This is a genomic window from Amycolatopsis sp. NPDC114505, assembly GCF_055633615.1.
Window position 1 is genome coordinate 1 of the sequence record NZ_JBVKDV010000006.1, and the last position, 25,675, is coordinate 25,675.

Consider the following 25,675-nt stretch of genomic DNA (forward strand, 5'->3'; position numbering starts at 1 on the left):
CGCCCGGTCCCATTCCGAACCCGGAAGCTAAGCCTGATAGCGCCGATGGTACTGCAACCGAAGGGTTGTGGGAGAGTAGGACACCGCCGAACTTACCTTACGTACGGCCCGTTAGGATAGCCAGTTGGCTGCCCTAGCGGGCCGTACGCGTATGTCCAGAACAAGATTTTTCCCACGGCAGGAGGCCAGGTGTCCGAGTTCGGTCGACGAGACTCAAGCGATGATGGGTCCGGCCGGTCGGCACGCCGGGACGAAGGCTCCCGGGGCCGATCGGACGCATCCGGGGGAGACCGGCGCGGTGCGCGGCAGGACCGCGGCGGCCGCGACAACACGCACCAGGGCCGGCCGCGCCGGGACGACCACGGCGTCCGTGGCGGCGGCAAGCCCTTCCGCGGCGGCGACGGTCCGCGCGACCGCGACCAGCGCGGAGGATACGCAGGTCAGAGCCGTGACAGCGGCCGCACCGGCGACCGTGACGACCGTCGCGGCGGCTACCGCGACTCCGGTGACCGGGCCGGTCGGCCCGGCGGTGGCGGCAAGTTCTCCGGCGGCCCGGCCCGCTCGGGCGGCGGCCGCTTCGACGACCGCGGTGGCAGCCGTTCGGCCGGCCGGTCCGACGACCGCGGCGGCGACCGGAACGAGCGCTCGGGCCGCGGCTCCGACGACCGGGGTGGGCGTCCCGGCGGCAGCCGGCCCCAGGGCAAGGCGTCGTACGGCGACCGCAAGCCCCGATGGGAAGACCGCGGTGGCTCCTCGCGCCGCGACGACGACCGCGGGACCCGTTCGGGTGGTTTCCGCTCGGACGACCGCAACCGCGGTGGCAGCGACCGTCGCGACGATTCCCGCGGCAGCTACCAGCGCCGCGACGACAACCGTGGCGGCAAGCCTGGTGGTTTCCGCTCGGATGACCGCAACCGTGGTGGCAGCGATCGTCGCGACGACTCGCGGGGCAGCTACCAGCGGCGCGATGACGACCGTGGCAGCCGTCCTGGCGGCTTCCGCTCCGACGACCGCGGTGGCAAGTCCGGCGGCTTCCGTTCGGACGACCGTGGCCGCGGCAGCAGCGACAATCGTGGTGGTTTCCGCTCCGACGATCGCCCCCGGAGTGGCAGCGATTCCCGCGGCAGCTACCAGCGGCGCGACGACAACCGTGGTGGCAAGCCCAGCGGCTTCCGCTCGGACGATCGCAACCGCGGCGGCAGCGACCGTCGCGACGACTCGCGGGGCAGCTACCAGCGCCGTGACGACGACCGTGGCGCCAAGACCGGCGGGTACGGCTCGGGCGACCGCGGCCGGAGCAGCGACCGTCGTGACGACGACCGTGGTGCCCGCACCGGCGGCTTCCGCTCCGACGACCGCCGGGACGACTCTCGCGGCGACCGTGGTGACCGCGCCGACCGTGGTGACCGCGGCGGCTACCAGCGCCGCGACAGCGCCCGGGACAACAGTGCCCGGGACAACAGCGCCCGCGACAACAGCGCCCGGGACAAGGACAACGACCGCCGTCCCGCCGGCCCGCGCAGTGAAGACCGCGGGGGCTACCAGCGCCGGGACGACGACCGCGGTCCGCGGACCGGGGGCGGCTTCCGTGGCTCGGACAAGCGTGGCGACGACCGTCCCGGGGCCCGCCGGGAACCGCGGCCCAGGGTCGGGACCCCGCTGGACGACGCGGCCCTCGCCCGGGAGCTCCTCGAGGCGCCGGACCTGCCCGAGGACATCGAGTTCTCCGACCTCGACGAGGACGCCCGCCGTGAGCTGAGGACCCTGCCGAAGGGGCTCGCCGAGACCGTCGGGAAGCACCTCGTCGCCGCCGGTGGGCTGATGGACAGCGATCCCGAGGCCGCCCTCGCGCACGCCAAGTACGCCAAGGCCAAGGCCTCGCGCGTGCCGATCGTGCGGGAAGCGCTCGGGCTGGTCGCCTACCACGCCGGCAACTGGTCGGAAGCCCTTTCCGAACTGCGTGCCGTCCGGCGGATGACCCGCAGCGACGACCACATCGCCATCATCGCCGACGCCGAGCGCGCGCTGGGCCGGCCCGAGCGCGCCCTCGACCTCGCGAAGGAAGCCGACGTCGCGAAGCTCGACAAGGCCGTCCAGGTCGAGCTCGCCATCGTCTCGGCCGGGGCGCGGCGGGACCTCGGGCAGCTCGACGCCGCCGTCGTCTCGCTGCAGGGCGGCGACCTCAAGGCCGAGAAGCGCGACCCGTGGAGCGCACGGCTCTTCTACGCCTACGCCGACAACCTCGCGGCCGCCGGGCGCAAGGAGGAGGCCGTCCGCTGGTTCCTCAACGCGGCCGAGGCCGACGCGGAGGACGAGACCGACGCCTCCGAGCGCGCCGCGGACCTGGCCAACGAGAACGCCGACGCCGACAAGAACGAGAACACCGACAGCGCTGAGAACACCGAGCCGAAGGACACCGAAGAATCGGATGAGTGACGCCCTGCTCGCGGCCTACGACGCGGTCCTGTTCGACCTCGACGGCACCGTCTACCACGGCGCCCGGGTGATCCCGGGCGCTCCGGAGACGGTCCGGGCCGCGCGCGAGCACGGCACGCCCGTCCGGTTCGTCACCAACAACGCGTCCAAGGCCCCGGGCGAGGTCGTCGACCACCTCACCGGCCTCGGCATGCCCGCCGACGCCGGTGAGGTGCACACCAGCGCCCAAGCCGGGGTGCAGCTGCTGAAGGAACGCCTGGCAGCCGGCGCCGAGGTCCTCGTCATCGGCACCGAGTCGCTGGCGGCCGAGGTCGCCGGCGCCGGCCTGAAACCGGTGCGGGAGAACGCCAAGAGCGTCCAGGCGGTCGTCCAGGGCCACTCGCCCGACAACACCTGGGCCGCGCTGGCCGAAGCCTGCCTGGCCATCCGCGCGGGCGCGCTCTGGGTGGCCTGCAACGTCGACGCCACCCTGCCCAGCGAGCGCGGCCTGCTGCCCGGCAACGGGTCGATGGTCGCCGCGCTGCGCACCGCCACCGACGTCGAGCCGCTCGTCGCCGGGAAGCCGCAGCCGCTGCTGTTCGAGACCGCGGCGAAGTCCGCCGGTGCGGAGCATCCACTCGTCGTCGGCGACCGGCTGGACACCGACATCGCCGGCGCGGTCGCCGCGGGCATCGACTCGCTCGTCGTGCTGTCGGGTGTCGCGACGCCGAAGCAGCTGATCGAGGCCAACCCGGCCGAGCGCGCCACCTACCTGGCGAAGGACCTCACGGCGCTCGAAGACAAGGCCGAGGACCTCAAGATCGGTCCGCGCCCGGGCTGGTCCGTCACCGCGGAGAACGGCGTGCTGGACGCGGAAGGCGACGGCGACGACCTGGACCTGCTCCGCGCGCTCTGCCACACGGCGTGGGAGACCGGCGTCACCGAACTCGGCAAGCGTGCCCAGGCGAAGTTCGCCTGACTGATACCGTTCGTGACGTGCAGGACCACCCGTACCCCGTCCCGGGCCCGCCGCCCGGGACGTTCTCGCAGCAGACCGACCCGCGGGCCGGCATCGACGAAGCCGTCGCCGGCCTGGACGACCTCGACGCGTTGCCGCTCGCGGAGCACGTCGAGCGCTTCGACGCCGTGCACACCGAGCTGACGGTCGCCCTCTCCAGCATCGACAAGGTCTGACCACGGTGCCCAAGCGGGCGCGCCTCGACGCGGAACTGGTTCGGCGCGGCCTCGCCCGGTCGCGCGAGCAGGCTTCGGCCCTGATCACCGGCGGCAAGGTCACCGTGCGCGGCATGGTGGCGAGCAAGCCCGCCACCGGCGTCGAGACCGACGCGCCCATCGTCGTGAAGGACGAAGACGACCCCGGCTGGGCCTCCCGCGGTGCGCACAAGCTGCTCGGCGCGCTGGAAGCGTTCGACGGCCTGAGCGTCGAGGGCAAACACTGTCTCGACGCCGGCGCGTCCACCGGCGGCTTCACCGACGTCCTCCTCCGCGAAGGCGCGGCGACCGTGATCGCCGCCGATGTGGGTCGTGGCCTGCTCGACTGGCGGATCCGCACCGACGAACGTGTAGTGGTCATGGACCGCACCAATGTTCGCAACCTCTCGCCCGACGACCTCGGCGGCCAAGTCGACCTCGTCGTCGGGGACCTCTCGTTCATCTCGCTCAAGCTCGTGCTGCCCGCGCTCGCCGCCTGCGCGCGCGACGGCGCCGACCTGGTGCCGATGGTGAAACCGCAGTTCGAGGTGGGCAAGGACCGGCTCGGCAGCGGCGGCGTCGTCCGCGACCCGGAGCTGCGCGCCGAATCGGTGCTCACCGTCATCGACGAGGCCGCGAAGCTCGGGCTCGCGCTGCGGGGCGTCACCGCCAGCCCGCTGCCCGGGCCGTCCGGGAACGTCGAGTACTTCGTGTGGCTCAGGAAAGAACACGTGGCCGAGTCCACTGTGGACGCGGTAGACAGGTCTGAGGCCGAGCGGCTCGTCCGAACCGCCGTCGAGGAAGGGCCCGCATGACCACCGAACGTGAAGTTCTCCTCATGGTGCACCCCGATCGCGAAGCGACCGGCGAGGCCGCGCGCGAGGTTTCGGGGCGCTTCGCCAAGGCCGGCATCCGGATCCGGGTGATCGAGGAAGACGTCTGCGCGCTCATCAACCCGGACCGCCACGGCGTCGGGTCGACCTGCACGGTCGTCGACCCGGACGACAACCCGGCCGACGGCGTCGAGCTGGTGTTCGTCCTGGGTGGTGACGGCACGCTGCTGCGCGCGGCCGAGCTGGCCCGCCCGGCCGGGGTGCCGGTGCTCGGCGTGAACCTCGGGCGCGTCGGCTTCCTCGCCGAGGCCGACTCGGACGCGCTGGCCGACACCGTGCAGCGCGTCGTCGACGGCGACTACCAGGTCGAAGAGCGGATGACCATCGACGTCACGGTCACCCACGACGGTGCCGAGCTCGCCCGCACCTGGGCGCTCAACGAGGCCAGCGTCGAGAAGAGCACGCGCGAGCGGGTCCTGGACGCGCTCATCGAGGTCGACGGGCGGCCGGTGTCCGCCTTCGGCTGCGACGGTGTGCTGTGCGCCACACCGACCGGTTCGACCGCGTACGCGTTCTCGGCGGGCGGCCCGATCATCTGGCCGGACGTCCAGGCGCTGCTGGTGGTGCCGAGCAACGCGCACGCGATGTTCGCGCGGCCGCTGGTCGTCTCGCGGAACTCGGTGATCACCGTCGGGATCGACCCCGACGGCTCGTCCGCCGTCCTGACCTGCGACGGCGGCCGGTCCATCGACCTGCCGCCGGGCGCCCGCGTGCGCGTGACGTGCGGCAAGACCCCCGTCCGGCTGGTCCGGCTGTGGGACGGCCCGTTCACCGATCGGCTGGTGCAGAAGTTCTCGCTGCCGGTGAAGAGCTGGCGCGAGCGGCACGCGCGTCCCTGCGAGTAAGGACCGCTCGGCGATCCATTCGAACATATCGGCGACTCGCCGGGGTCCCGCGCGCGCAGAGTGTCGGTGGGGGCCGCTACGGTAGGCGGCGTGCTGGCCGAGATGCGCATCCAGGGCCTCGGAGTCATCGAGGACGCCCTGCTGGAACTGCACGCGGGCTTCACCGTCGTCACCGGTGAGACGGGTGCGGGAAAGACCATGGTCGTCACCGGACTGCACCTGCTGTCCGGGGGCCGAGCCGAGGTGTCCAAGGTCCGGACGGGGATGCTCAAGGCGTTCGTGGAAGGACGGTTCACCTACTCCGGCGTCGAAGGCGCCGAACGCATCGTCACCGAATCGGGTGCCGACGTCGACGAGGACGGCAGCGTCATCGCGCTGCGGGCCGTCGCGGTCGACGGGCGCTCGCGCGCGCACCTGGGCGGCCGGTCGGTGCCGGTCGGCGTGCTCGCGGAGCTGTCCGAGCAGCTGATCGCGGTGCACGGGCAGAACGACCAGCTGCGGCTGCTGCGCCCGAGCGAACAGCGGGACGTGATCGACCGGTTCGCCGGTGACGCGGTGGGGAAGCCGCTGAGCGCGTACCGCGAGGTCCGGTCCGAGTGGCTGGCGGTGATCGCCGAGCTGACCGAGCGGTCGACGCGCTCGCGGGAGATGGCCCAGCAGGCCGACCTGCTGAAGCACGGGCTCACCGAAATCGACGCCGTCGCGCCGGAGCCGGGCGAGGACGTCGAGCTCACCACCCAGATCAAGCGGCTCGCGGCGGCCGACGAGCTGCGCGCGGCCGCGACCGAGGCCCACGTCGCGCTGTCGGGCTCGCTGGACGGCGACCCGGACGTCCCGAGCGCGATGGCGCTGGTCTCCGAAGCGCTCCGGCGGCTCTCGACGTCCGAAGACGGCGTGCTGCGCGAGCTGGCACCGCGGCTCGAAGAGGCGTCGGTGCTGCTGACCGACGTCGGGGCCGAGCTGGGCTCCTACGTCGAGACGCTCGACGCCGACCCGGCGCTGCTGGAGAAGGTGCTGGCGCGCCAAGGCGACCTCAAGCGGCTGACCCGCAAGTACGCGGCGGACGTCGACGGGGTGCTCTCGTGGGCCGACGACGCCCGGCGCCGCCTGGGCTCCATGGACACCTCGGAGGAGGCGCTCGCCGAGCTGGCGCTGCGACGCGACCAGCTCGCGGTGCAGCTGGCAGCGCACGCCGTCGAGGTGTCGGCGGCCCGCGAAAAGGCCGCGGCCGAGCTGGCCGGGGAGATCACGCGGGAGCTGTCCGGGCTGGCGATGGGCCAGGCCGCGATCGAGGTGACGGTCGAGCAGCGGCCGGCCGAGCACGGCGACACGCACGCATTGACCATCGACGGCCGCGCGGTGCACGCGGGCGCGGACGGCATCGACGACGTCGAGCTGCTGCTGCGGGCCCACGACGGCGCGCCGCCACTGCCGGTGCACAAGGCCGCTTCAGGCGGTGAGCTGTCGCGGGTGATGCTGGCGATCGAAGTGGTCCTGGCACACGCGGACACGGTGCAGACCCTGGTGTTCGACGAGGTCGACGCGGGTGTCGGCGGCCGCGCGGCGGTCGAGATCGGCCGCCGGCTGGCGAGGCTGGCGCGGACCCACCAGGTCCTGGTGGTCACGCACCTGCCGCAGGTCGCGGCGTTCGCGGACCAGCACCTGGTGGTCGACAAGGGCCACAGTGGCGGGGTGACGCGCAGCGGGGTCAAGAACCTGAGCCAGGCCGAGCGGGTCAACGAGCTGGCGCGGATGCTCGCCGGCATGGACGACACGGAGACGGGCCGCGCGCACGCCGAGGAGCTGCTGGCCACGGCGGAGAAGGCCAAGGCCGAGCCCGAGCCGAAGCGGAAGAAGGCGGCGGCGAAGAAGAAGTAGCGCGTCAGTCCAGGTCGGCCGTGATGCCGCGGAACACCTCCGCCAGCACACGGGCCTGGTCCCGGTCGACGTGGTCGGCGAAGTGCCGCTCCACCCCTCGGACGTGCGTGGGCCAGGCGGCTTCCAGCGCGGCGAACCCGGCCGGGGTCAGCACCACCAGCGTGGACCGGCGGTTGCCGGGGTCCGGCTCGCGGCGCGCGTACCCCGCGGACTCGAGGCCGTCCACGACCCGGGTCAGCCCGCTCGCGCTGTGCACGAGCGCGTCGGCAAGGTCCTTCATGCGCAGCCGCCGGTCCGGGGCTTCCGAGAGCTGCACCAGCGCGTCGTACGTGCGGTGCGACATCCTGTGCTCCGCCCGCAGTTCGGCGTCGAGCACGCGCAGCAGCAGCGCGGACGAACGCAGGAAACCCCGCCAGGCCGCGCCGTGCTCTCGGGACAGGCTCATCCCGGGAATACTACTCGCGCGGACAGTTGTTGTGCGGACTGTTCGCATGCGAAGAAAGGACCCAGGATGCGCGCGGTGGTACTCCGGGAACCCGGTCCGGTCGAAAACCTCGAACTGAAAGAGCTCCCGCTGCCGGAGGTGAAACCCGGCTGGGTCCGGATCGCCGTGAAGGCGTTCGGGCTCAACCGGTCCGAGCTGCACACCCGGCTCGGGCTCGCCGAAGGCGTCACGTTCCCGCGGGTACCCGGGATCGAGGCCGTCGGGATCGTGGACGCGGGCGAGGGCTTCGAGCCTGGGCAGCGGGTCGCGACCATGATGGGCGGGATGGGCCGCACTTTCGACGGCGGCTACGCCGAGTACACCGTCGTGCCGAGGAGCCAGGTCATCCCCTTCGAAAGCGATCTGCCGTGGGAGGTCCTCGGCCAGGTCCCGGAGACCCTCCAGACCGCGTACGGCTCGCTCACCACCGGCCTCGACCTCCAGGCGGGGCAGACCCTGCTGATCCGCGGCGGCACGTCCGCCCTCGGGTTCGCCACCGCGGCACTGGCGAAAGACCTCGGTGCCACGGTCTTCGCGACGACCCGGCAGGCGGACCGGCTCGACATCCTGCGCGACCACGGTGTCGACCACCCGCTCCTCGACGACGGTGACGTCGCGACACAGGTCCGGAAGATCGTGCCCGGAGGCGTCGACACGGCGCTCGAACTCGTCGGGACGCCGACCCTGCCGGACACCCTGAAGGCCACCCGCGTGCACGGCACCGTCTGCTTCACCGGCATGCTCTCCAACCGCTGGACGATCTCGGATTTCTATCCGATCGGCTACCTTCCCGCCGGGGTGCGGTTGACCGCTTATGGTGGTGAGGCGGACGACCTGCCCGCCTCCGTCCTCCAGCGCCACCTCGATCGGATCGCCGACGGCGAAGCGAGTCTCGGTCCGGCGAAGGTGTACGCGATGACGGAGATCCGGCAGGCGCACGACGACTTGGAGCACAACCGGACGGCGGGCAAGCTCGTCGTGCTGACCGGCCGAGCGGAGGGAGCCGCCCCGTGATCCTGCCGCCGCCCGCCGATGTCGAAGCCCAGCTGGCCGCCGCCCGCCGGGACAACGACCTCGACCGCTACCTCGGCCTGCTGGCCGGGGAAGAGCTCTTCGTCCCGATCCGGCGGGGGGACGCCCGCAGCATCCTCGACGAGCGGGCGGAGACCTTCCCCAACGTCTACTTCGAGACGGGCGGCGACGAGTTCCTGCAGGTCTTCACCCGCGGCGCGCTGCCCGACCTCGGCCCGGACGTCGTCGCCATGAGCGGCGCGCTGGACTGGGCGGTCGACGGCGTCGGGCGGCACGAGCGGGTCGTGTTCAACCGCGGCACCCGCGGCGAGTGGCGGCTGCCGGGCGCGACCCTGCAGCCGTGGCTCGACGCGCACAAGGACGACGTCACGCCGCTGGAGGAGCAGGTCGAGCGGCTGATCACCGCGCCGTACGGGCACCTCGAAGGACCGATCGCGCACGCGCTGGCCTGCGGTGCGCACCTGGCCGTGCTCAACGCGGCGCCGTGGAACGTGCTCGACGCGCGCCGCCACGACTACGTCGCCGAGGTGCGGGGCCTGCGGGACTGGTGGGGCGTGCCCGACCCGCCCGGCTGGCGCGCGACGATGGCCGACCTGATCGGGGACGGCTACGCGCTGACCCCCGGCAACCTCGTGCTCATGCTGCGCCTGCGGTTCGCCGCCGAGTACGGCCTGCGCAACGGGGAGTTCGACCCGCTGACGTGGGTGGAGCTGGTGGACCGGTGGTGCGCGGAGAACGACGCCGCGGACCAGGCCGAGGAGCTGCGGGACACCGTCCGCCGGGTGTCGCGCTGCGAGCAGCGCCTGCGGGCCGACGGCCTGGTCGACGCGGACGGGTTCGTCACGACGGCGCTGTCGTGGGACGTCGGCCGCGCGGTCAACATCGCCCGGTGGGGTCTCGCGGCCGGTTACTGCGACGCGCTGACAGCGGAGCTGATGGTGCTCGAGGCCGGCTCGCTCGCGCGCCGCTACCACCAGTCATGGGCCGACCTGTCGGCCGGGTACGTCATGGGCCGGCTGCTGCACGCCGAGGACGACGAGTTCGGCGAGTGGTACCCGGCGGCCGTGCGGGTCCACCACCAGCTCCTTCAGGACCCGGCCAGCCCCTGGGTGAACCTCGATTTCGGGCCGCTTTCGGAGGAGTCGGAGGCCTGACCCGTGCGGGGGACCTCACCACAACGAGTCACCCCGGCTACGGCGTGGCGTACGTCGTCCCACGAGCAAATTTGTCACCATCGGCCACATGAAGCTCACCGGCTTGCTCACGCGGAACCAAGAACCCCTGCCGGGGATCACCGGGGTCGCCCGGGTCGACCGCCGCACCCGGGAGCTCCTGCGCCGGATCAGTCCCGGCGACATCGTCGTGCTGGACCAGCTGGACCTCGACCGCGCGACGGCCGACGCCCTGGTCGAGGCCGACGTCGCCGGCGTGGTCAACGCGTCGCCGTCGATCTCCGGCCGGTTCCCGAACATGGGGCCCGAAATCCTCGTCGCGGCCGGCGTCCCGCTGCTCGACTCGGTCGGCGGCGAGCTGCTGCGCACGATCAAGGACGGCACGAAGCTGCGGCTGCACGACGGCGTCGTGTACATCGGCGAGCGCCAGGTCGCCTCCGGCATCGAGCAGACCGCCGACAGCGTCGCGGACCAGATGATCGAGGCCAAGGCCGGGATGTCGACGCAGCTGGAGGCGTTCTCCGCCAACACCATCGAGTTCCTGCGCCGCGAGCGCACGCTGATCCTCGACGGCGTCGGCGTGCCGGAGCTGAAAGTCGTGATCCGCGACCGGCACGTGCTGGTCGTCGCCGGCGGCAACGGGCACGCCGAAGACCTCAAGAAGCTGAAGAAGTACGTCGCCGAGCACCGGCCGGTGCTGATCGGCGTCGACGCGGGCGCCGACACCCTGCGCGTGCAGGGCTACACGCCGGACGTCATCGTCGGCGACCCCACCGGCATCGGCACCACCACGCTGCGCGGTGGCGCCGAGGTCGTCGTGCCCGCCGCGCCGGACGGGCACGCCCCCGGCGTCGAGCGGATCCAGGACCTCGGCATCGGCGCGGTGACCTTCCCCGCGTCGGGCAACGCCGAGGACCTCGCGCTGCTGCTGGCCGACGCGCACGGCGCGAGCCTGGTCGTCACGGTCGGCTTCCAGGCCACCCTGCGCGAGTTCCTCGACCACGGCCGGTCCGGCTCGAACCCGTCGACGTTCCTGACCCGGCTGAAGCTCGGCACGAAGCTCGTCGACGGGAAGGCGGTGGCGACGCTGCACCGCAGCCGGGTGTCGATCGGCGCGGTCGTGCTGCTCGTGCTCGCCGCGGTCGTGGTGGTCGCCGCGGCCCTGCTGGTGTCCGATGTGGGCTCGGTCTACCTGGACTGGCTCCGGCACACCTGGAATTCGCTCGCTGCCTGGGTCAAGGGATTGTTCACGTGATTTCGCTGCGCTACCACGTCGTTTCCATCGCCGCCTGCTTCCTGGCGCTGGCCGTCGGGGTCGTCCTCGGCTCGACCGCGCTGAACGGCACGCTGCTGTCCGGCCTGGCGGGGGAGAAGAAGGACCTCGGCAGCCAGGTCTCCGACCTCGAGGCGCAGCGCAACGCGCTCAACGCCCGGCTGGCCGACGCGGACGCGTTCGCCGGCTCGATGGGGCCGAAGGTCGTCGCCGGGGCACTGGACAAGCGGTCGGTGGTGCTCGTGACCACCGAGGACGCGCGCCCGGCCGACCGGGACGCGCTGAAGCAGCTGATCGGCCAGTCCGGCGCTTCGGTGACCGGTGAGGTGCAGCTGACGGCCGCGTTCGCCGACCCGGAGAAGGCTGACCAGCTCCGCGACGTCGTCACGCGCCTGCAGCCGGCCGGCTCGAAGTTCCCGACCGCGGGCGACACCGGCACGCTCGCCGGCGCGCTGCTCGGATCGGTGCTGCTGCTGGACAAGACCACCGCGAAGCCGCAGTCCTCGGGCGAGGAGCTGGCGGCCGCGATCGGCGGGCTCACCGACGGCGGGTTCGTCAAGGCGGGCCAGGCGGTCAACCCGGCGCAGCTGGCGATCGTGCTGACCGGCGCCCAGGCGACCGGTGACAGCGCGGGTGACCGCGCGGCGACGATCGCCCGGTTCGCCACGCAGCTCGACCGCACGGGCGCGGGCGCGGTCCTGGCCGGTGACGCCGGATCCGCGGAAGGCACCGGTGCGCTGGGCGTCGTCCGCGCGGACACGTCGGCGACGTCGATCCTGTCCACTGTGGACAACGTCGATTCTTCCGCGGGCCGGATCAGCACGATCATGGCCTTGAAGGAACAGCTCGACGGGGGCACCGGACGTTACGGCATCGTCGGCAACGCCCAGGCCCCCGCACCGGGAGTCAGCAACCCCGCGGGGAACTGACGGTCAGCTCGCGAGCCACAACGCCGGGACGTTGGGCGGTTCCCAGCCCACCAGTGAAGTGTGGCCCTGGCGGCACGTGTACGTGATGCCGTTGTAGGTCACCTTCGCGCCCGTCGCGTACGCCGTGTTCGGTGCCCACGCGGGGATCGAAGGCGGCGTCGTGGGGGTGGTGGGCGTCGTCGGGGTCGTGGGTGTGGTCGGGGTCGTCGGAGTGGTGGTCGGCGGGGTCGTGGTCGGCGGTGCCGAGCAGTTCGGCGTCGAGGCCGCCAAGCCGTTGACCACCGCGTGGAACAACGTCGAACCCGGGTCCAGGTCGTAGAGCGAGAACATCATCGCGCCGCCGAGGCCCGTGCAGTGGATGTAGTCCGTGCGGGCCTTGATGGACTGCGCCGACGAGCCGCCGTAGAAGGTCTGCCCGTCGTAGAACCACGCCGACTGCGTGACCGGGTCCCAGTACGTGTCCGACGGGTTGTCGACGATGCCGGACAGTTCCTTGTACATCGCGACGCCGGGGACGTTGCCGCTCAAGGCGTGCCCGGGCGACGGACCCGAAGCGGACTGGTACAGCCCGTGGTTCGACCCGGCCGGCACGCCGGTCCAGCCGCGGTAGTAGAACGGGATGCCCAGCGTCAGCTTGGCCGCCGGGAAACCGCCCGCGATGCCGTACGCGCTGTTGCCGTGCAGGTAGTCCTTGACCACCGAGTCGATCGTGTACTTCTCGGTGCCCGGGGGGATCGTGCCGGACGGGTCGTTCGGCGACGAGTACAGCGGGTCCTGGAAGTTCGTCGGCCCGGTCGCGTCCCACGCGCCGTGCATGTCGTAGGTCATCGCGTTGCCGAAGTCCAGGTACTGCCCGATCCGGTCGGTCTGGAGCTTCGCGATCTTGTCCTGGCCGCCGGGCAGCGCGGCCGACAGCGCGTAGTGCTTGCCGCCCAACGCGTCCAGCTCACCGCGGAACTCCGCCATCAGCGCGGTGTAGTTCGCCGTGTCGTTGGCGCTGTAGTGGTTCCCGACGTGGCCGGTGGGCGAAGCCGGGTACTCCCAGTCGATGTCGATGCCGTCGAAGATCCCCGCCGCGGTGCCCGGGCCGCCGTAACCGCCGGACGCCGGGATGTTCCCCTTGATGAACATGTCGAGGCACGAGCTGACGAGCTTCTTGCGCGACGCGTCGGTCGCGGCGGCGTCGGAGAAGTACTTCGAGTACGTCCAGCCGCCGATCGACAGCAGCACCTTGAGGTTCGGGTGCCGCGCCTTGAGCTCCTGCAGCTGGTGGAAGTTGCCGGCGACCGGCTGGTTCCAGACGTCGGCGGTGCCGTCGACGCTGATGTCGGAGCCGAACGACTTCTGGTAGTCGGCGAACTGGTCCCCGCCGCCGTCGCCGGCGTTCGGGTCGGTTTCGCCGCCCGGGTCCGGGGTCGTCGCCTTCGTGGCTTCGAAGCAGGTGAGGTTGTTCGGGTCGATGTTCTCGAAGTCGTAGAGCAGGTAGTCGAGGTTGCCGGCGATGGCGTCGACGTTCTTGAGGTAGTAGGCGTTCTGGTAGATGGACCACTGGTCGAAGTAGGCGATCCGGACCCCGCCGGAGGTCGCGGCGGCCGCGTTCTGGGTCGCCGGGCCGGCGACGGTCAGCGCGCCGACCACGACGGCGGCCGCGGCTGCGGCGACCAGGGCGAATCTTCGCTGCATGGGCGTCTCCTCGCGCAGGCGGACGGCCCTCTCCCGGCCGCGACGGCGCGGGAGAGGGCGTACGCGATGGCTGCTTCACGAGCGGGTCCGGCCCCGGTCATGAATGTGCGCGCGGAGACACCGAGAGTCAATACTTTGGACTAGACCAATCATGGACAGTGTGCGCTATGGGACGTGGTGTCCGGATTTCCCGGCGTTCGTAGGGTTATTTGAGCGGCGGGTCGAGCGGGAAGCACGACACGCGCACCGGCCACGTGTCACCGCCGGCCGGCAGCGGCATCTTCTTCAACGCCGCCGCCGCGTCGGAGTCGTGCGCTTCTTCGGCCGCAGCGTGGAAGATGTCCGCCGCGATCGACTGGTCGAACACGCCGATCTGCTGGTGCGGCCAGCCCGCCGCGCCCTGCAGCGCACCCGGGATCAGCTGGTCCACGACCTTCCGCAGCGTGACGCCGTTCGGCGCCTTGTACTTCCAGACGTCGATGCCGAGGTTCTTCCCGACCTCCGCCATCCGGCCCCACGCGGTGAGGTTGAAGTTGACGTAGTGCCATGACATCGTCCGCGACAGTTCGAGCGGCTGGCTGCCGTCGGCGGCGAACTGCACCGGGAACCGCTTCTGCTCCGCGTCTAGCACGATCTTCCGCGCCGCGTCCCGCTGGCCCAGGTACGCCGCGATCGTCGCGTTCTGCATGTCGAGGAAGGTGCCGTGGTTGTTGGTGGCGGCCAGTTCCAGCTTCGCCTGCGGGCTGGTCTCCATCCAGTTCAGGTACTGCGTCAGCCACGCCTTGATGCCCGAGCGGTCCTTGCCGGTCCAGCCCGGCGCGCCGGTGTCGAGGAGGGCGAACACGTCGAGCACCTGGCTGAACGACTGGGTCGAGTCGATGATCCCGGTGCCGCTGATCGTGGTCTTGCACGGGATGATCTGCGAGTAGGTCATGTTCGGGTTCATCTTGGTGGCCGGGTCGAGGAACCACGTCCGGATGTCCAGTGCCGCGCGTTTCGCGTACTTCGCGTCGCCGGTGTAGTACCAGGCGAGCGAGAGGTAGTACATCGCGTCCCAGGCCACCATCCGGTAGGTGTGGTCGGTGATCGCGTCGGCCTCCGGGTTGCGCTGGCCGTCCCGGTTGACGTACGGGCAGCCCTGCGGGTTCTCGGGGGTCTTCTCGCTCGCCCACCAGTAGGGCGCCTGGCTCATGTAGTCGTGCTTGTCACCGCTCGGCGGCGCGGCCGGCTTGTCCATGACCGACCACGGCCCGGCGGTCAGCGCCGTGTTCGCCTTGGCCAGCACGGCTTTCAGCGCGTCCCGCTGGGCCTTGGACGCGTGCCCGCCGCGCAGTGCCTGCTTGATCCCGGCCAGCTTCGCCCCGTCGGTGACGACGGTGTGCGGTGGCGACGCGGCCACCGCCGTCCCGCTGACCGGGACCAGGATCATGCTCGCGGAAACCGCGAGCGCGCCTAGGACTTTTCGCACGTCGACCGCCTTCCGGGGACGGCAAAATCCCCACGTCGTCACCGGGCGGCGGTACGGCTGCAGGGATTCTGACCGGGCGACGCGGCCGGTGTCAATCGGGCCAGGTGCGTCTCTTGTCCAGTGGCCGCGCGTACGACCCCGCGCGGCTGGTCTTCAACCCCAGCGCCACCAGCGACTCGGCGAGCCGGACCGCCGCCGCGACGCCGTCGATGACCGGGATGTCCAGCATCGTCGCGATCTTCCGGTCGAGTCCGGTCATCCCGGCGCAGCCGAGCACCAGGACCTCCGCGCCGGCGTCCCGCGCGCGACGGCCCGCGGTGAGCAACGCCGACTCCGTGCGACGCTCGTCCGTCAGCTCCAGCACGCCGAGCCCGGCACCGGTGACCGTGACGCAGTTCTGCGCGACGCCGGCCGCGTGGAGACTGTCCTCGATCAGCCCGCACGTCCGGTCCAATGTGGTCACCACGCCGTAGCGGCGGCCGAGCAGGCAGGCCAGGTGCGCGGCCGCCTCGGTGATGTCGACGACCGGGACGTCCAGGAGCTCGCGCGCGCCCTCCCGGCCGTGCTCGCCGAAGCCGGCGAGCACGACCGCGTCGAACGGTTCTTCCAGGCCCCGCAACAGATCCAGTACCGCCGCGGCGGACAGGAAGCTGTCCAGCCAGCCCTCCGCGGATTCCGGTCCCCAGCGAGGGGTCCTCGCCAGGATCTCGGTGCCGGGACTCGCGGCCGCGCGGGCCCCGGCTTCGATCTCCTTCGTCATCGCCTCGGTGGTGTTGCAGTTGGTGACGACGATCCTCATCGGTGCTTCCTCGAGACCGCGAAGTACAGCAGCGCCGACGATCCCGTGCCGATGAACCAGGAGTACGGCGCGGCCGGGGCGAAGAACGGCACCAACGCGATCACCGCGGCGAGCGCGGCGGTCGGGAAGAACGTCACCAGCGCACGCGGGTTCACCCGCGGGTAGATCCCGCCGTCGACGAACAGCTGCGCGACGTCGACCTTGCCGCGCCGGATCAGGTAGTAGTCGACGATCATGATCCCGAACAGCGGCCCGAGGAACGCGCCGAGCCCGCCGAGGAAATAGTTGACCACGGTCGGCGAGGAGTACAGCTTCCACGGCAGCACGCACAGCGCGGCGACCGCGCTGATCAGCCCGCCGATGGTGAACGAGATCCGCTTCGGCCAGATGTTGGCCAGGTCGTAGGCGGGGGAGACGAAGTTCGCGACGATGTTGACGCCCATCGTGGCGACGGCGAACGTCAGCGCGCCGATGATCAGCACCGGCGTGTTGTGCACCTTGGCCAGCAGCTCGGCCGGGTCGGTGATCGCCTCGCCGAACACCTGCATGCTGCCCGCGGTGACGATCACCGACAGCAGCGCGAACGCCGTCGAGTTGATCGGCAGGCCCCAGAAGTTGCCGCGGCGCACGGTCTTCTGGTCCGGGGCGTTGCGGGAGAAGTCGCAGAAGTTCAGCATCAGCGTGCCGTAGGTGGCCAGGATCAGCCCGGCCGCGCCGAACCACTGGCGGATCTGCTCGCCGGTCGACAGCTGCTTCGGGCTGCTGGTGAACGAGATGTTCCAGTGCCCGGCGGCGAGGATCCACACCGCGAGCGCGATCATCACGACCCAGATCGCCGGGCCGCACCAGTCCTGGAACTTGCGGATCGACTCCATGCCGCGGGTGAGGATGAGCGCCTGGACCGCCCACAGCGCGATGAAGCAGATCCAGCCGAGCGCGTGCAGGCCGAGGAAACCGTGTTCGGTCAACGGTTTCAGGCCCGGGTCGATGGTGAGCACGAGCAGCGTGATGGCCACGCTCGCGAGGTAGGTCTGGATGCCGTACCAGAAGATCGCGATGATCGCGCGGATCAGCGCGGGCAGGTTGGCGCCGAACGTGCCGAAGCTGATCCGCGCCACGACCGGGAACGGGACGCCGGTGCGCTGGCCGATCCGGCCCATCAGGTTCATGCCGAAGTAGATGATCACGAAGCCGAACAGCAGGGCGGTGAACACCTGCCAGGCCGACAGGCCGAGGACGAACAGCCCGGCCGCGAAGGTGTAGTTGCCGAGGTTGTGCACGTCCGACATCCACAATGCGAAGATGTCGTAGACCTTCCAGCGGCGGTCTTTCGCCGGGGCGAGGTCTTCGTTCCAGAGCCGGGGATCCGGCGGCGGGCTCGTCTCTTGCTGGGTTTCGGTCAGCGGGGCGGCGGTCATGCGTGCCTCCGATCGACGTGCAGCGACGGCGATTTGGGATACCAAAATTTGGCATCCCAAATATCACCCTCAAGTCCGCCGCCGTCAACCCTCCAGTCCGTAAACTCGTGTTACGAGCGTGTTGAAGAGAGGGGACCGGTGACGACGGCGAGCGAGCGGCAGCCCCTCGCGGCCACCCGCCAGCGGGTGCGCGACGAGCTGCGCGAACGGATCTTGACCGGCCGTCTCCGCCCCGGTGACCGGCTGGTCGAGCGCGAGCTGGCCGAGGACCTCGGCGTGTCCAGGGTGCCCGTGCGCGAGGCCATCCGCAGCCTCGAGGCCGAAGGCTTCCTCGTCGAGCAGTCGGCCCGGCGGATCGTCGTCCGGCAGCTCGCCCGCGTCGACGTCGAGGAGCTGTTCGACGTCCGGGAGGCGCTGGAAGGGCTCGCGGCCGGGCGGGCCGCCGAGCGGGCGGGCGCGCCGGAGCTCAAGCGGCTCGAGCGGATGCTCGCCGACGCCGCCCGCGCGACGGCCCGCGACGACGCGGCCCGGATCACCGTGCTCAACTCGCAGTTCCACGACGAGATCGTGGCCATCGCGGGCAACGCCCTGCTCACCACGATGCTGCAGCCCCTGCAGGGGAGGCTCCGCTGGCTCACGAGCCAGAACGAGCACTGGGCCGAACTGCTCGACGAGCACCGCCGGCTCTACGAGGCGATCGCGTCGGGGGACGCGGGCCGGGCGCACGCCGAAGCCGTCGAGCACGTGCGGGTCAACCGCGAGGTGACGCTGAAGTCCCTCTTCGGCACCGAGCCGGATCAGGCGGAGATCGCGGCCGGCTCGAGGTAGGGCGTCACGTTCCGCAGTGCCCGCTCGACGTACTCGTCCTTCTCGCCGACCGGCGCGACGTAGTGCATCGCGTGCTCGGCGGCTTCGAGGCCGTGCAGCCGGGCGAGGACCCAGGTGGCGAGGTAGGTCGAGGCCAGGCAGCCGCCCGCGGTGGCGAGCGTGCCGCGGGCGAAGAACGGCTGGTTCAGCACCTCGACGCCGGCCGCGAGGACCCACGGCTTCGTCGTCAGGTCGGTGCAGGCGGGCACGTCGGCGAGCAGCCCGAGCTTCGCCAGGACGAGCGTGCCGGAGCACTGGGCGCCCAGGAGCTGCCGGGCGGGGTCGAGGCCGCGCAGCACGCCCATGATCGCCGGGTCCTCGACGACCTCACGGGTCTTCACGCCGCTGCCGATGATCACGGCGTCGGCCGTGCGGGCCTCCTCGAGCCCGATCGTCGCGTCGATCGTGACGCCGTTCATCGACGTCACCCGCGGCGTGGGGCTCGCGATGGACACCCGCGCACCGGGCATCCGGTTCAGGACGCCGAGGGCGATGAGCGAGTCGAGTTCGTTGTAGCCGTCGAAGGTCAGGATCGCGGTGTGCATGACCGCACGCTAGGACGGCCGATCCAGGACAGTCCACAAATTGTCCTGCCTACAATCGCGGCGTGCGGGTGCCGAAGTACAAGGACGTCGTGGACGCGTTCGCGGCGAGGATCCGGGGCGGGCAGTGGCCGGCCGGGACGCGGCTGCCCACCCACCGCCGGCTGGCCGCCGACGAGGGCATCGCCGTCGTGACGGCGTCCCGCGTGTACGCCGAGCTCGAAGCGATGGGGCTGGTCAGCTGCGAGCAGGGCCGGGGCACGTTCGTCCGGGACCAGGCCGCGGGCGACGGCGTCGACGAGCGGTCGGTCGCCGCGGACGCGGTCGACCTCAGCTTCAACTCGCCGTCGATCCCCGGGCAGGCCGGCCTGCTGCGCGAGGCGCTGCGGGACCTCGCCACGGCCGGCGACCTCGACGCGCTCCTGCGCTACCAGCCGCACCGCGGGCGGGCCGAGGACCGGGCCGCCGTCGCCCGCCACCTGCGCCGGCGCGGGCTCGACGTCGGCCGCGAACGCGTGCTGATCGTCGACGGCGCGCAGCACGGCCTGGCCGTGACGGCGATGGCGCTGCTGCGGGCCGGGGACGTCGTAGCGGTGGACGCGCTCACCTATCCGGGCTTCCGGGTGCTCGCGCGCACGCTCGGGCTCGACCTCGCGCCGCTGCCGGTGACCGCCGACGGCCCCGACCTCGACGCGTTCGACCGGCTCTGCCGCCGGCGCCGGGTCCGCGCGGTGTACGCGATGCCGACCCTGCACAACCCGCTGGGCTGGGTGCTCTCCGCCGGGCAGCGCGCGCGGCTCGTCGAGGTCGCCCGGCAGCACGGCGTGACGATCATCGAAGACGCGTCGTACGCCTACCTGGCCGAGGACGCGCCGCCGCCGCTGGCGACGCTCGCGCCGGAAGCCACCGTCTACGTCTCAGGACTGTCCAAGAGCGTCGCGACCGGGTTGCGGGTTGGGTTCGCCGTCGCGCCCCCCGAGTCGGTGCCGGCGCTCGAGAGCGCGATCCGGGCTACGACGTGGAACACACCCGCCCTGACGGCGGCCATCGCGCGCCGCTGGCTCGAGGACGGTACCGTCGAACGCTTGGAGGCCCGCAAGCGCGAAGACGCGCGAGGGCGCCAGGCACTCGCTTCGGAGGTGCTGGCCGGGCTTCCGTGGATCGGGCACCCGTCGTCGTACTTCCGGTGGCTGCCGCTCGCCCGCGACTCCCGGCCGGACCGCGTCGTGGCGGCGCTCGCCCGGCGGCGGGTGGCGGTCGCCACCGCGGAGCCGTTCGCGACGACGCCGGCGGTGCCGCAGGCGCTCCGGCTGGCGCTGGGCTCGGTGGGACACGCCGAACTCCGCGAAGCGCTCGCGGCGGTCCGCGACGAGGTCGAACGGGATGTTTTCCGCTGATCACGGCTTGATGACGAAGGTCACGCTCGGTACCGGAGAGCTTACGTATTAACATGATCCACGGGTCCCCGCTCCGTGAGCGGAAGTGGCATATCCAACAGCCCGAAGGGTCTCTGCCAACAGGCGCTTCCCAGTGCCTTCATGGGAAATTCACAGAATGGGTGGCAAGTCTGACAACGTGAACCACGCCGACGACGGTGCCGGAACGGCGGCACGATGACGACTGCCCAGGCCACTCTCGAAGCGCCCTCCCGGATCGCGAGACCGGGTGGGAAAGCGCCGTACCTGCACCAGATCGACCTGTTCCGGTTGGTCACCTTCGCGTGCGTGATCCTCATCCACGTGGTCGGCGCCACGAACTTCGCACAGGACGTCGGCGCCAACGCCGTCGAGACGCCGCTGCACTTCACGCGGGAGGCGTTCTTCGCGCTCACCGGGTTCGTGCTGGTGTTCCAGAACCGCGGCCGCGAGATCACGCCGTCCGGCTTCTGGCGCAAGCGGCTCCCGCTGGTCGCGACGCCGTACCTGGCGTGGTCGATGTTCTTCTGGGCGTTTTCGCTGGTCACCGGCACGCAGCAGCCGGACTCGCTTGAGGCGTCGATGCGCCTGCTGCTCAAGGACCTCGTCACCGGCGGCGCCTGGTACCACCTGTACTTCCTGCTCGTGACGATGCAGGTGTACCTGCTGTTCCCGTGGATCATGAAGCTGCTGCGGGCGACCGAGGGCAAGCACAAGTGGCTGCTGCTGGGCAGCGGCGCGCTGCAGGTCGGCGTGACGCTGTTCATGACCTACCAGCCGTTCGGCGTCGGCTACGAGACGATCACCCACCTGTACGCCACGCTGCTGCCGTACCAGTTCTACACACTGTTCGGCGCCGTGGTGGCCATGCACTTCGAGGCCGTGCACGCCTGGGTCGGCCGGCACCGGCTGCTGCTCGGCGGCGCCCTCGTGGCGGTGCTGGCCGGCACCGAGTGGTACTACCTCCGGACTGTCCACAGTGGAACGTTCCCGCAGGTGGCCAGCGACCCGTTCCAGCCGTACCTGATCCCGTGGTTCCTCGCGGTCATCGCGGCGATCTACGCGTTCAGCACGTGGTGGTCGGGTCGGCGCCGCGAAGGCAGTGGCGGGGCCCGGCTCGTCTCCTGGGCGGCGAACCGGTCGTTCAGCATCTTCCTGGTCCACCCGCTCGCGCTGGCGTTCCTCGGGCCGCTGATCCCGCACGTGGCCGAGCGCTTCGGGGCGCCCTGGCTGAGCGTGATCATTTACTTCGCCACGATCGCGCTGACGATCGTGATGGTCGAGGTGCTGCGGCGGCTGCCGGGCAGCCAGGCGCTGACCGGACGGCCGCGGCTGCGGTTGGCGAAGGCCTGACCTCACCCTGTCGGGTGGTCAACCGCACAAAAGAGAGTTTCGGCATGTCCCGGCGCGCGGATCCGCGGTCTTCGGATATGCTGGCGGCCCGTGGGACTTCAGTCACGGGCTACCAAGTACGTTTTTGTCACCGGAGGCGTCGCCTCCTCTCTGGGTAAAGGACTCACGGCTTCCAGCCTGGGACAACTCCTTACCGCGCGCGGGCTTCGCGTCACGATGCAGAAGCTCGATCCGTACCTCAACGTCGACCCCGGGACGATGAACCCGTTCCAGCACGGTGAGGTGTTCGTCACCGACGACGGTGCGGAGACCGACCTCGACATCGGGCACTACGAGCGCTTCCTCGACCGCGACCTCGACGGCAAGGCCAACGTCACGACCGGCCAGGTCTACTCCGAGGTGATCGCCAAGGAGCGCCGCGGCGAGTACCTCGGCGACACCGTCCAGGTCATTCCGCACATCACCGACGAGATCAAGTCCCGGATCACCGCGGCCGGCCAGCCGGACGAGGCCGGCCAGACGCCGGACGTCGTCATCACCGAGGTCGGCGGCACGGTCGGCGACATCGAGTCGCTGCCGTTCCTGGAGGCCTGCCGCCAGGTCCGCCACGACGTCGGCCGCGACCACTGCTTCTTCCTGCACGTCTCGCTGGTGCCGTACCTGGCGCCGTCGGGCGAGCTCAAGACGAAGCCGACCCAGCACTCGGTGGCCGCGCTGCGCAACATCGGCATCCAGCCCGACGCGCTGGTCTGCCGGGCCGACCGGGAGATCCCGGAGGACCTCAAGCGCAAGATCGGCTTGATGTGCGACGTCGACAACGAGGCCGTCATCGCCTGCCCGGACGCGCGGTCCATCTACGACATCCCGAAGGTGCTGCACCGCGAGGCGCTCGACGCCTACGTCGTCCGCCGCCTCGGGCTGCCGTTCCGCGACGTCGACTGGACGGTGTGGGGCGACCTGCTGGACCGCGTGCACAACCCGAGCGAGGTCGTGCGGATCGCGGTCGTCGGGAAGTACATCGACCTGCCCGACGCCTACCTGTCGGTCACCGAGGCCCTGCGTGCGGGCGGGTTCGCCCACCGCGCCAAGGTCGAGATCGTCTGGGTCGCCTCCGACGACGCGCAGACCGCGTCCGGCGCGGCGTCGGTGCTGTCCGATGTGGACGGTGTGCTGATCCCGGGCGGCTTCGGCATCCGCGGCATCGAGGGCAAGGTCGGCGCGATCGAGTACGCCCGCACCCGCGGTGTCCCGCTGCTCGGGCTGTGCCTCGGCCTGCAGTGCATGGTCATCGAGGGCGCCCGGCACCTGGCCGGCATCGCCGACGCCGGGTCGTCGGAGTTCGACGAGAACACCAAGCACCCGGTGATCTCGACGATGGCCGACCAGCGCGACGTCGTCGCGGGGGAGCGGGACATGGGCGGCACCATGCGCCTGGGCGCCTACCCGGCGAAGCTCAAGCCGGGTTCGCAGGTCGCGAAGGCGTACGGCACCACCGAGGTGTCCGAGCGGCACCGGCACCGCTACGAGGTGAACAACGCCTACCGCAAGCAGCTCTCGGACGCGGGCCTGGTGTTCTCCGGCACGTCGCCGGACGACCGCCTGGTCGAGTTCGTGGAGCTGCCGGCGGACAAGCACCCGTTCTTCGTCGGCACGCAGGCGCACCCGGAGCTCAAGAGCCGCCCGACCCGGCCGCACCCGCTGTTCAGCGCGTTCGTCAAGGCCGTGGTGGACCGCAAGGTCGCCGAGCGGCTGCCGGTCGAGCTGCCCGAGGCCCCCGTGGCCGCCCGGTGACCGCGCCGGGCGAGCACGAGTTCAGCGTCGCGTCCAGCCGGGACGTCCACATCGGACGCGTCGTCGGCCTGCGGATCGACGACGTCGTGATGCCGGGTGGGGACACCGCGGTCCGCGAGGTGATCGAGCACCTCGGCGCGGTCGCGATCGTCGCGCTGGACGAAGACCAGCAGGTCACGCTGATCCACCAGTACCGGCACCCGATCGGGCACCGGCTGTGGGAGCTGCCGGCGGGGCTGATCGACCACCTCGGCGAGGACCCGGTCGGCACGGCCGAGCGGGAGCTCGTCGAAGAGGTCGGCCTGGCGGCGGCGGACTGGGTGACGCTGGTCGACGTCGCGGCCTCGCCCGGCTTCACCGACGAGGTCGTGCGGATCTTCCTGGCCCGCGGACTGTCCGATGTGGAGCGTGACGTGCTCGGCGAGGAGGAGGCGGACCTGGTCATCCGCAAGTTCCCGCTCGCCGAGGCGGTGCGGATGGCCCTGGCGGGCGAGCTGATCAACGGCGCCACGGTGTCCGGCGTGCTGGCCACGCACGCGGTGGTCACGGGCGCGGCGTCGGCCCGCCCGGCGGACGCCCCGTGGGAGGACCGCCCGACGGCGTTCGCCAAGCGCAAGGAAGCCTGAGGAGGTCCGCTGCGCCTCGGTTCAGGGGCGCAGCGGGCGGCCTTCGGCGTCCAGGCCGCCGTTGGCGAGCAGCAGGATGCCGTCGACCAACGGCCAGATCGCGCCGACGCCGAACGTGATCAGGCAGACGAACAGCTGCAGCAGGCCGAGCCCGACCTGGCCGGTGTAGAACCGCCCCACGCCGAACGGCAGCACGATCTGCAGCACGCCGGCCACCGTCTTCGACCGGTAGGAGTACGGCACCGGCTGCGCGTACGGCATGGGCTGCGGATACGGCATCGGCTGCGGGGTCGTCGGGGGCGCGTACAGCGGCATCGGCGCCTGCGGTGGCCCGAAGAACCCCGGGTGCGGCTGCGGCAGGTCGCGGAACAGCGGCCGCAGGTTGCCCACCGTCGCCGCCGCGTACGCGTCCGTCACGCGGGTCTCGTACTCGTCGGGCGTGATGCGGCCCATGCCGAAGTGGTCGGCGAGCAGTCTCGCCGCTTCCTCCCGCTCGGCCGTGCCGATGCGGAGCTCGTCCGACTCCATGGAATCCAAGGTAACCGCGTCCGGCTGAGAACGGGGTTTCTGCCGGGTCACGGACCCCGGGCGGCCTAAGGTGTCCCGCGTGGCCTCCAGCCCGCACAGCACGGCCGACGTGATCGCCGCGTACCTCGACCACCTGGTCGTCGAGCGCGGGACCGCGCGCAACACCCTGGACAGCTACGCCCGTGACCTGCGCCGGTACGCCGCGCACCTGGACCTCGCGGGCATCGGCAAGATCGCCGACGTCGTCTCCGCGCACGTCACGTCCTTCGGCGCCGCTCTCCGGGAAGGCGACGACGAGCACCGGCCGCTCGCCGCGTCGTCGGCCGCGCGGGCGCTGGTCGCCGTGCGGGGCTTGCACAAGTTCGCCAACGCCGAGGGGCTCACCGAGCACAACCCGGCCCGCGAGGTCCGGCCGCCGACCCCGGCGAAGCGGCTGCCCAAGGCGTTGCCGGTCGACGACGTCCTGCGGCTGCTCGAGACCCCGCCGCCGGACGGCGAACGCCCGCTGCGCGACCGGGCCCTGCTGGAGGTGCTCTACTCGACCGGCGCCCGGATCTCCGAGGCGGTCGGGCTGGACGTCGACGACGTCGACGACGTCGAACGCACCGTCCTGCTCGACGGCAAGGGCGGCAAGCAGCGGATCGTCCCGATCGGGCGGCCCGCGCTCGCCGCGCTGCACGCCTACACCGTCCGCGCCCGGCCCGCGCTCGCCGCCCACGGCCGCGGCACCGCCGCGCTGTTCCTCAACGCCCGCGGCAGCAGGCTTTCGCGCCAGAGCGCGTGGCAGGTCCTCAAGGACACCGCCGAACGGGCGGGGATCACCGCCGTCGTCTCGCCGCACACGCTCCGCCACTCCTTCGCCACGCACCTGCTCGAAGGCGGCGCGGACGTCCGGGTGGTGCAGGAACTGCTCGGCCACGCCTCGGTGACGACGACCCAGGTGTACACGCTGGTCACGGTCAACACCCTGCGCGAGGTGTACGCGACGGCGCACCCCCGGGCACTGGGCTAGACGGCCGAACGGGGCGCCTACAGCCTTCGTACGCTGGACT

At 71.4% G+C, this 25,675-nt stretch carries 23 protein-coding genes and 1 rRNA gene; 17 read left to right on the top strand and 7 right to left on the bottom strand.

What is annotated here, in order from left to right:
* From rrf to recN, 7 genes are all read left to right on the top strand, one after another.
* A 5S ribosomal RNA gene (gene rrf, locus ACZ7OU_RS46470) occupies nt 1–92 on the top strand; the annotation flags it as partial.
* Nucleotides 93–189: 97 nt separating this feature from the next.
* On the top strand, nt 190–2,436 hold the full coding sequence (locus tag ACZ7OU_RS46475; protein WP_470260177.1) for a tetratricopeptide repeat protein: 2,247 nt from the start codon (nt 190–192) through the stop codon (nt 2,434–2,436).
* The gene (locus ACZ7OU_RS46480) at nt 2,429–3,394 is read left to right on the top strand and encodes an HAD-IIA family hydrolase (RefSeq protein WP_470260178.1); all 966 of its coding nucleotides are present in this window, start codon (nt 2,429–2,431) and stop codon (nt 3,392–3,394) included. Before ACZ7OU_RS46475 ends, ACZ7OU_RS46480 begins: the two co-directional genes overlap by 8 nt.
* Before the next feature lie 17 nt (nt 3,395–3,411).
* Nucleotides 3,412–3,609: a hypothetical protein gene (locus ACZ7OU_RS46485; protein WP_155546226.1), complete on the top strand. Its 198-nt coding sequence runs from the start codon at nt 3,412–3,414 to the stop codon at nt 3,607–3,609.
* A gap of 5 nt (nt 3,610–3,614) precedes the next feature.
* Complete coding sequence (locus ACZ7OU_RS46490) at nt 3,615–4,442, top strand: TlyA family RNA methyltransferase (RefSeq protein ID WP_470260179.1); 828 nt, start codon at nt 3,615–3,617, stop codon at nt 4,440–4,442.
* Entirely contained in the window at nt 4,439–5,365 is a 927-nt protein-coding gene (locus ACZ7OU_RS46495; protein ID WP_470260180.1) for an NAD kinase, read from the top strand. The genes ACZ7OU_RS46490 and ACZ7OU_RS46495 overlap by 4 nt, the downstream gene beginning before the upstream one ends.
* Nucleotides 5,366–5,455: 90 nt before the next feature.
* Nucleotides 5,456–7,243, top strand: a complete 1,788-nt coding sequence (recN, locus tag ACZ7OU_RS46500; protein ID WP_470243641.1) for a DNA repair protein RecN — start codon at nt 5,456–5,458, stop codon at nt 7,241–7,243.
* A gap of 4 nt (nt 7,244–7,247) precedes the next feature.
* Here recN and ACZ7OU_RS46505 read toward each other — a convergent pair whose 3' ends face one another.
* Nucleotides 7,248–7,688 (bottom strand): MarR family winged helix-turn-helix transcriptional regulator, encoded by a 441-nt coding sequence (locus tag ACZ7OU_RS46505; RefSeq protein WP_470260181.1) that lies wholly within the window; start codon nt 7,686–7,688, stop codon nt 7,248–7,250.
* Between the two features lie 66 nt (nt 7,689–7,754).
* Here ACZ7OU_RS46505 and ACZ7OU_RS46510 point away from each other — a divergent pair, with 66 nt between their 5' ends.
* From ACZ7OU_RS46510 to ACZ7OU_RS46525, 4 genes are all read left to right on the top strand, one after another.
* Complete coding sequence (locus tag ACZ7OU_RS46510; RefSeq protein WP_470260182.1) at nt 7,755–8,741, top strand: zinc-binding alcohol dehydrogenase family protein; 987 nt, start codon at nt 7,755–7,757, stop codon at nt 8,739–8,741.
* Nucleotides 8,738–9,913, top strand: coding sequence for a DUF1266 domain-containing protein (locus ACZ7OU_RS46515; protein ID WP_470243638.1), 1,176 nt, complete (start codon nt 8,738–8,740; stop codon nt 9,911–9,913). The genes ACZ7OU_RS46510 and ACZ7OU_RS46515 overlap by 4 nt, the downstream gene beginning before the upstream one ends.
* A gap of 88 nt (nt 9,914–10,001) precedes the next feature.
* Entirely contained in the window at nt 10,002–11,186 is a 1,185-nt protein-coding gene (gene steA, locus ACZ7OU_RS46520; protein WP_470243637.1) for a putative cytokinetic ring protein SteA, read from the top strand.
* Entirely contained in the window at nt 11,183–12,133 is a 951-nt protein-coding gene (locus tag ACZ7OU_RS46525) for a copper transporter (protein WP_470260183.1), read from the top strand. Before steA ends, ACZ7OU_RS46525 begins: the two co-directional genes overlap by 4 nt.
* A gap of 3 nt (nt 12,134–12,136) precedes the next feature.
* Here ACZ7OU_RS46525 and ACZ7OU_RS46530 read toward each other — a convergent pair whose 3' ends face one another.
* The 4 genes from ACZ7OU_RS46530 to ACZ7OU_RS46545 all read right to left on the bottom strand — a co-directional run bounded on the left by ACZ7OU_RS46530 (nt 12,137) and on the right by ACZ7OU_RS46545 (nt 17,501).
* Entirely contained in the window at nt 12,137–13,816 is a 1,680-nt protein-coding gene (locus tag ACZ7OU_RS46530) for a glycosyl hydrolase family 18 protein (RefSeq protein ID WP_470260184.1), read from the bottom strand.
* Nucleotides 13,817–14,021: 205 nt separating this feature from the next.
* Nucleotides 14,022–15,284, bottom strand: coding sequence for an alginate lyase family protein (locus ACZ7OU_RS46535; RefSeq protein ID WP_470260185.1), 1,263 nt, complete (start codon nt 15,282–15,284; stop codon nt 14,022–14,024).
* Nucleotides 15,285–15,375: 91 nt separating this feature from the next.
* Nucleotides 15,376–16,083 carry an aspartate/glutamate racemase family protein gene (locus tag ACZ7OU_RS46540; protein ID WP_372665596.1) on the bottom strand — a complete coding sequence of 236 codons (708 nt, stop codon included), beginning with the start codon at nt 16,081–16,083 and terminating at the stop codon, nt 15,376–15,378.
* Nucleotides 16,080–17,501 carry an NCS1 family nucleobase:cation symporter-1 gene (locus ACZ7OU_RS46545; protein ID WP_470260186.1) on the bottom strand — a complete coding sequence of 474 codons (1,422 nt, stop codon included), beginning with the start codon at nt 17,499–17,501 and terminating at the stop codon, nt 16,080–16,082. Before ACZ7OU_RS46545 ends, ACZ7OU_RS46540 begins: the two co-directional genes overlap by 4 nt.
* Nucleotides 17,502–17,639: 138 nt before the next feature.
* Between ACZ7OU_RS46545 and ACZ7OU_RS46550 the strand changes: the two genes are divergently transcribed.
* The gene (locus ACZ7OU_RS46550) at nt 17,640–18,329 is read left to right on the top strand and encodes a GntR family transcriptional regulator (RefSeq protein WP_470260187.1); all 690 of its coding nucleotides are present in this window, start codon (nt 17,640–17,642) and stop codon (nt 18,327–18,329) included.
* Here ACZ7OU_RS46550 and ACZ7OU_RS46555 read toward each other — a convergent pair.
* On the bottom strand, nt 18,299–18,913 hold the full coding sequence (locus ACZ7OU_RS46555) for a DJ-1/PfpI family protein (RefSeq protein WP_470260188.1): 615 nt from the start codon (nt 18,911–18,913) through the stop codon (nt 18,299–18,301). The two genes, ACZ7OU_RS46550 and ACZ7OU_RS46555, sit on opposite strands and share 31 nt — an antisense overlap.
* Nucleotides 18,914–18,975: 62 nt before the next feature.
* On the opposite strand from ACZ7OU_RS46555, the gene ACZ7OU_RS46560 reads away from it, so the two are divergent.
* The 4 genes from ACZ7OU_RS46560 to ACZ7OU_RS46575 all read left to right on the top strand — a co-directional run bounded on the left by ACZ7OU_RS46560 (nt 18,976) and on the right by ACZ7OU_RS46575 (nt 24,095).
* Nucleotides 18,976–20,307, top strand: coding sequence for an aminotransferase-like domain-containing protein (locus ACZ7OU_RS46560; protein WP_470260189.1), 1,332 nt, complete (start codon nt 18,976–18,978; stop codon nt 20,305–20,307).
* Nucleotides 20,308–20,523: 216 nt separating this feature from the next.
* Nucleotides 20,524–21,678, top strand: a complete 1,155-nt coding sequence (locus ACZ7OU_RS46565) for an acyltransferase (protein WP_470260190.1) — start codon at nt 20,524–20,526, stop codon at nt 21,676–21,678.
* Nucleotides 21,679–21,768: 90 nt separating this feature from the next.
* Nucleotides 21,769–23,469 (top strand): CTP synthase, encoded by a 1,701-nt coding sequence (locus tag ACZ7OU_RS46570; RefSeq protein WP_470243628.1) that lies wholly within the window; start codon nt 21,769–21,771, stop codon nt 23,467–23,469.
* Nucleotides 23,466–24,095 carry an NUDIX domain-containing protein gene (locus ACZ7OU_RS46575; protein ID WP_470260191.1) on the top strand — a complete coding sequence of 210 codons (630 nt, stop codon included), beginning with the start codon at nt 23,466–23,468 and terminating at the stop codon, nt 24,093–24,095. The genes ACZ7OU_RS46570 and ACZ7OU_RS46575 overlap by 4 nt, the downstream gene beginning before the upstream one ends.
* 21 nt (nt 24,096–24,116) lie before the next feature.
* On the opposite strand, the gene ACZ7OU_RS46580 is transcribed toward ACZ7OU_RS46575, so the two are convergent.
* On the bottom strand, nt 24,117–24,623 hold the full coding sequence (locus tag ACZ7OU_RS46580) for a DUF1707 domain-containing protein (protein ID WP_470243626.1): 507 nt from the start codon (nt 24,621–24,623) through the stop codon (nt 24,117–24,119).
* A gap of 109 nt (nt 24,624–24,732) precedes the next feature.
* Here ACZ7OU_RS46580 and xerD point away from each other — a divergent pair, with 109 nt between their 5' ends.
* On the top strand, nt 24,733–25,635 hold the full coding sequence (gene xerD, locus ACZ7OU_RS46585; protein ID WP_470260576.1) for a site-specific tyrosine recombinase XerD: 903 nt from the start codon (nt 24,733–24,735) through the stop codon (nt 25,633–25,635).
* Nucleotides 25,636–25,675 lie beyond the last annotated feature (40 nt).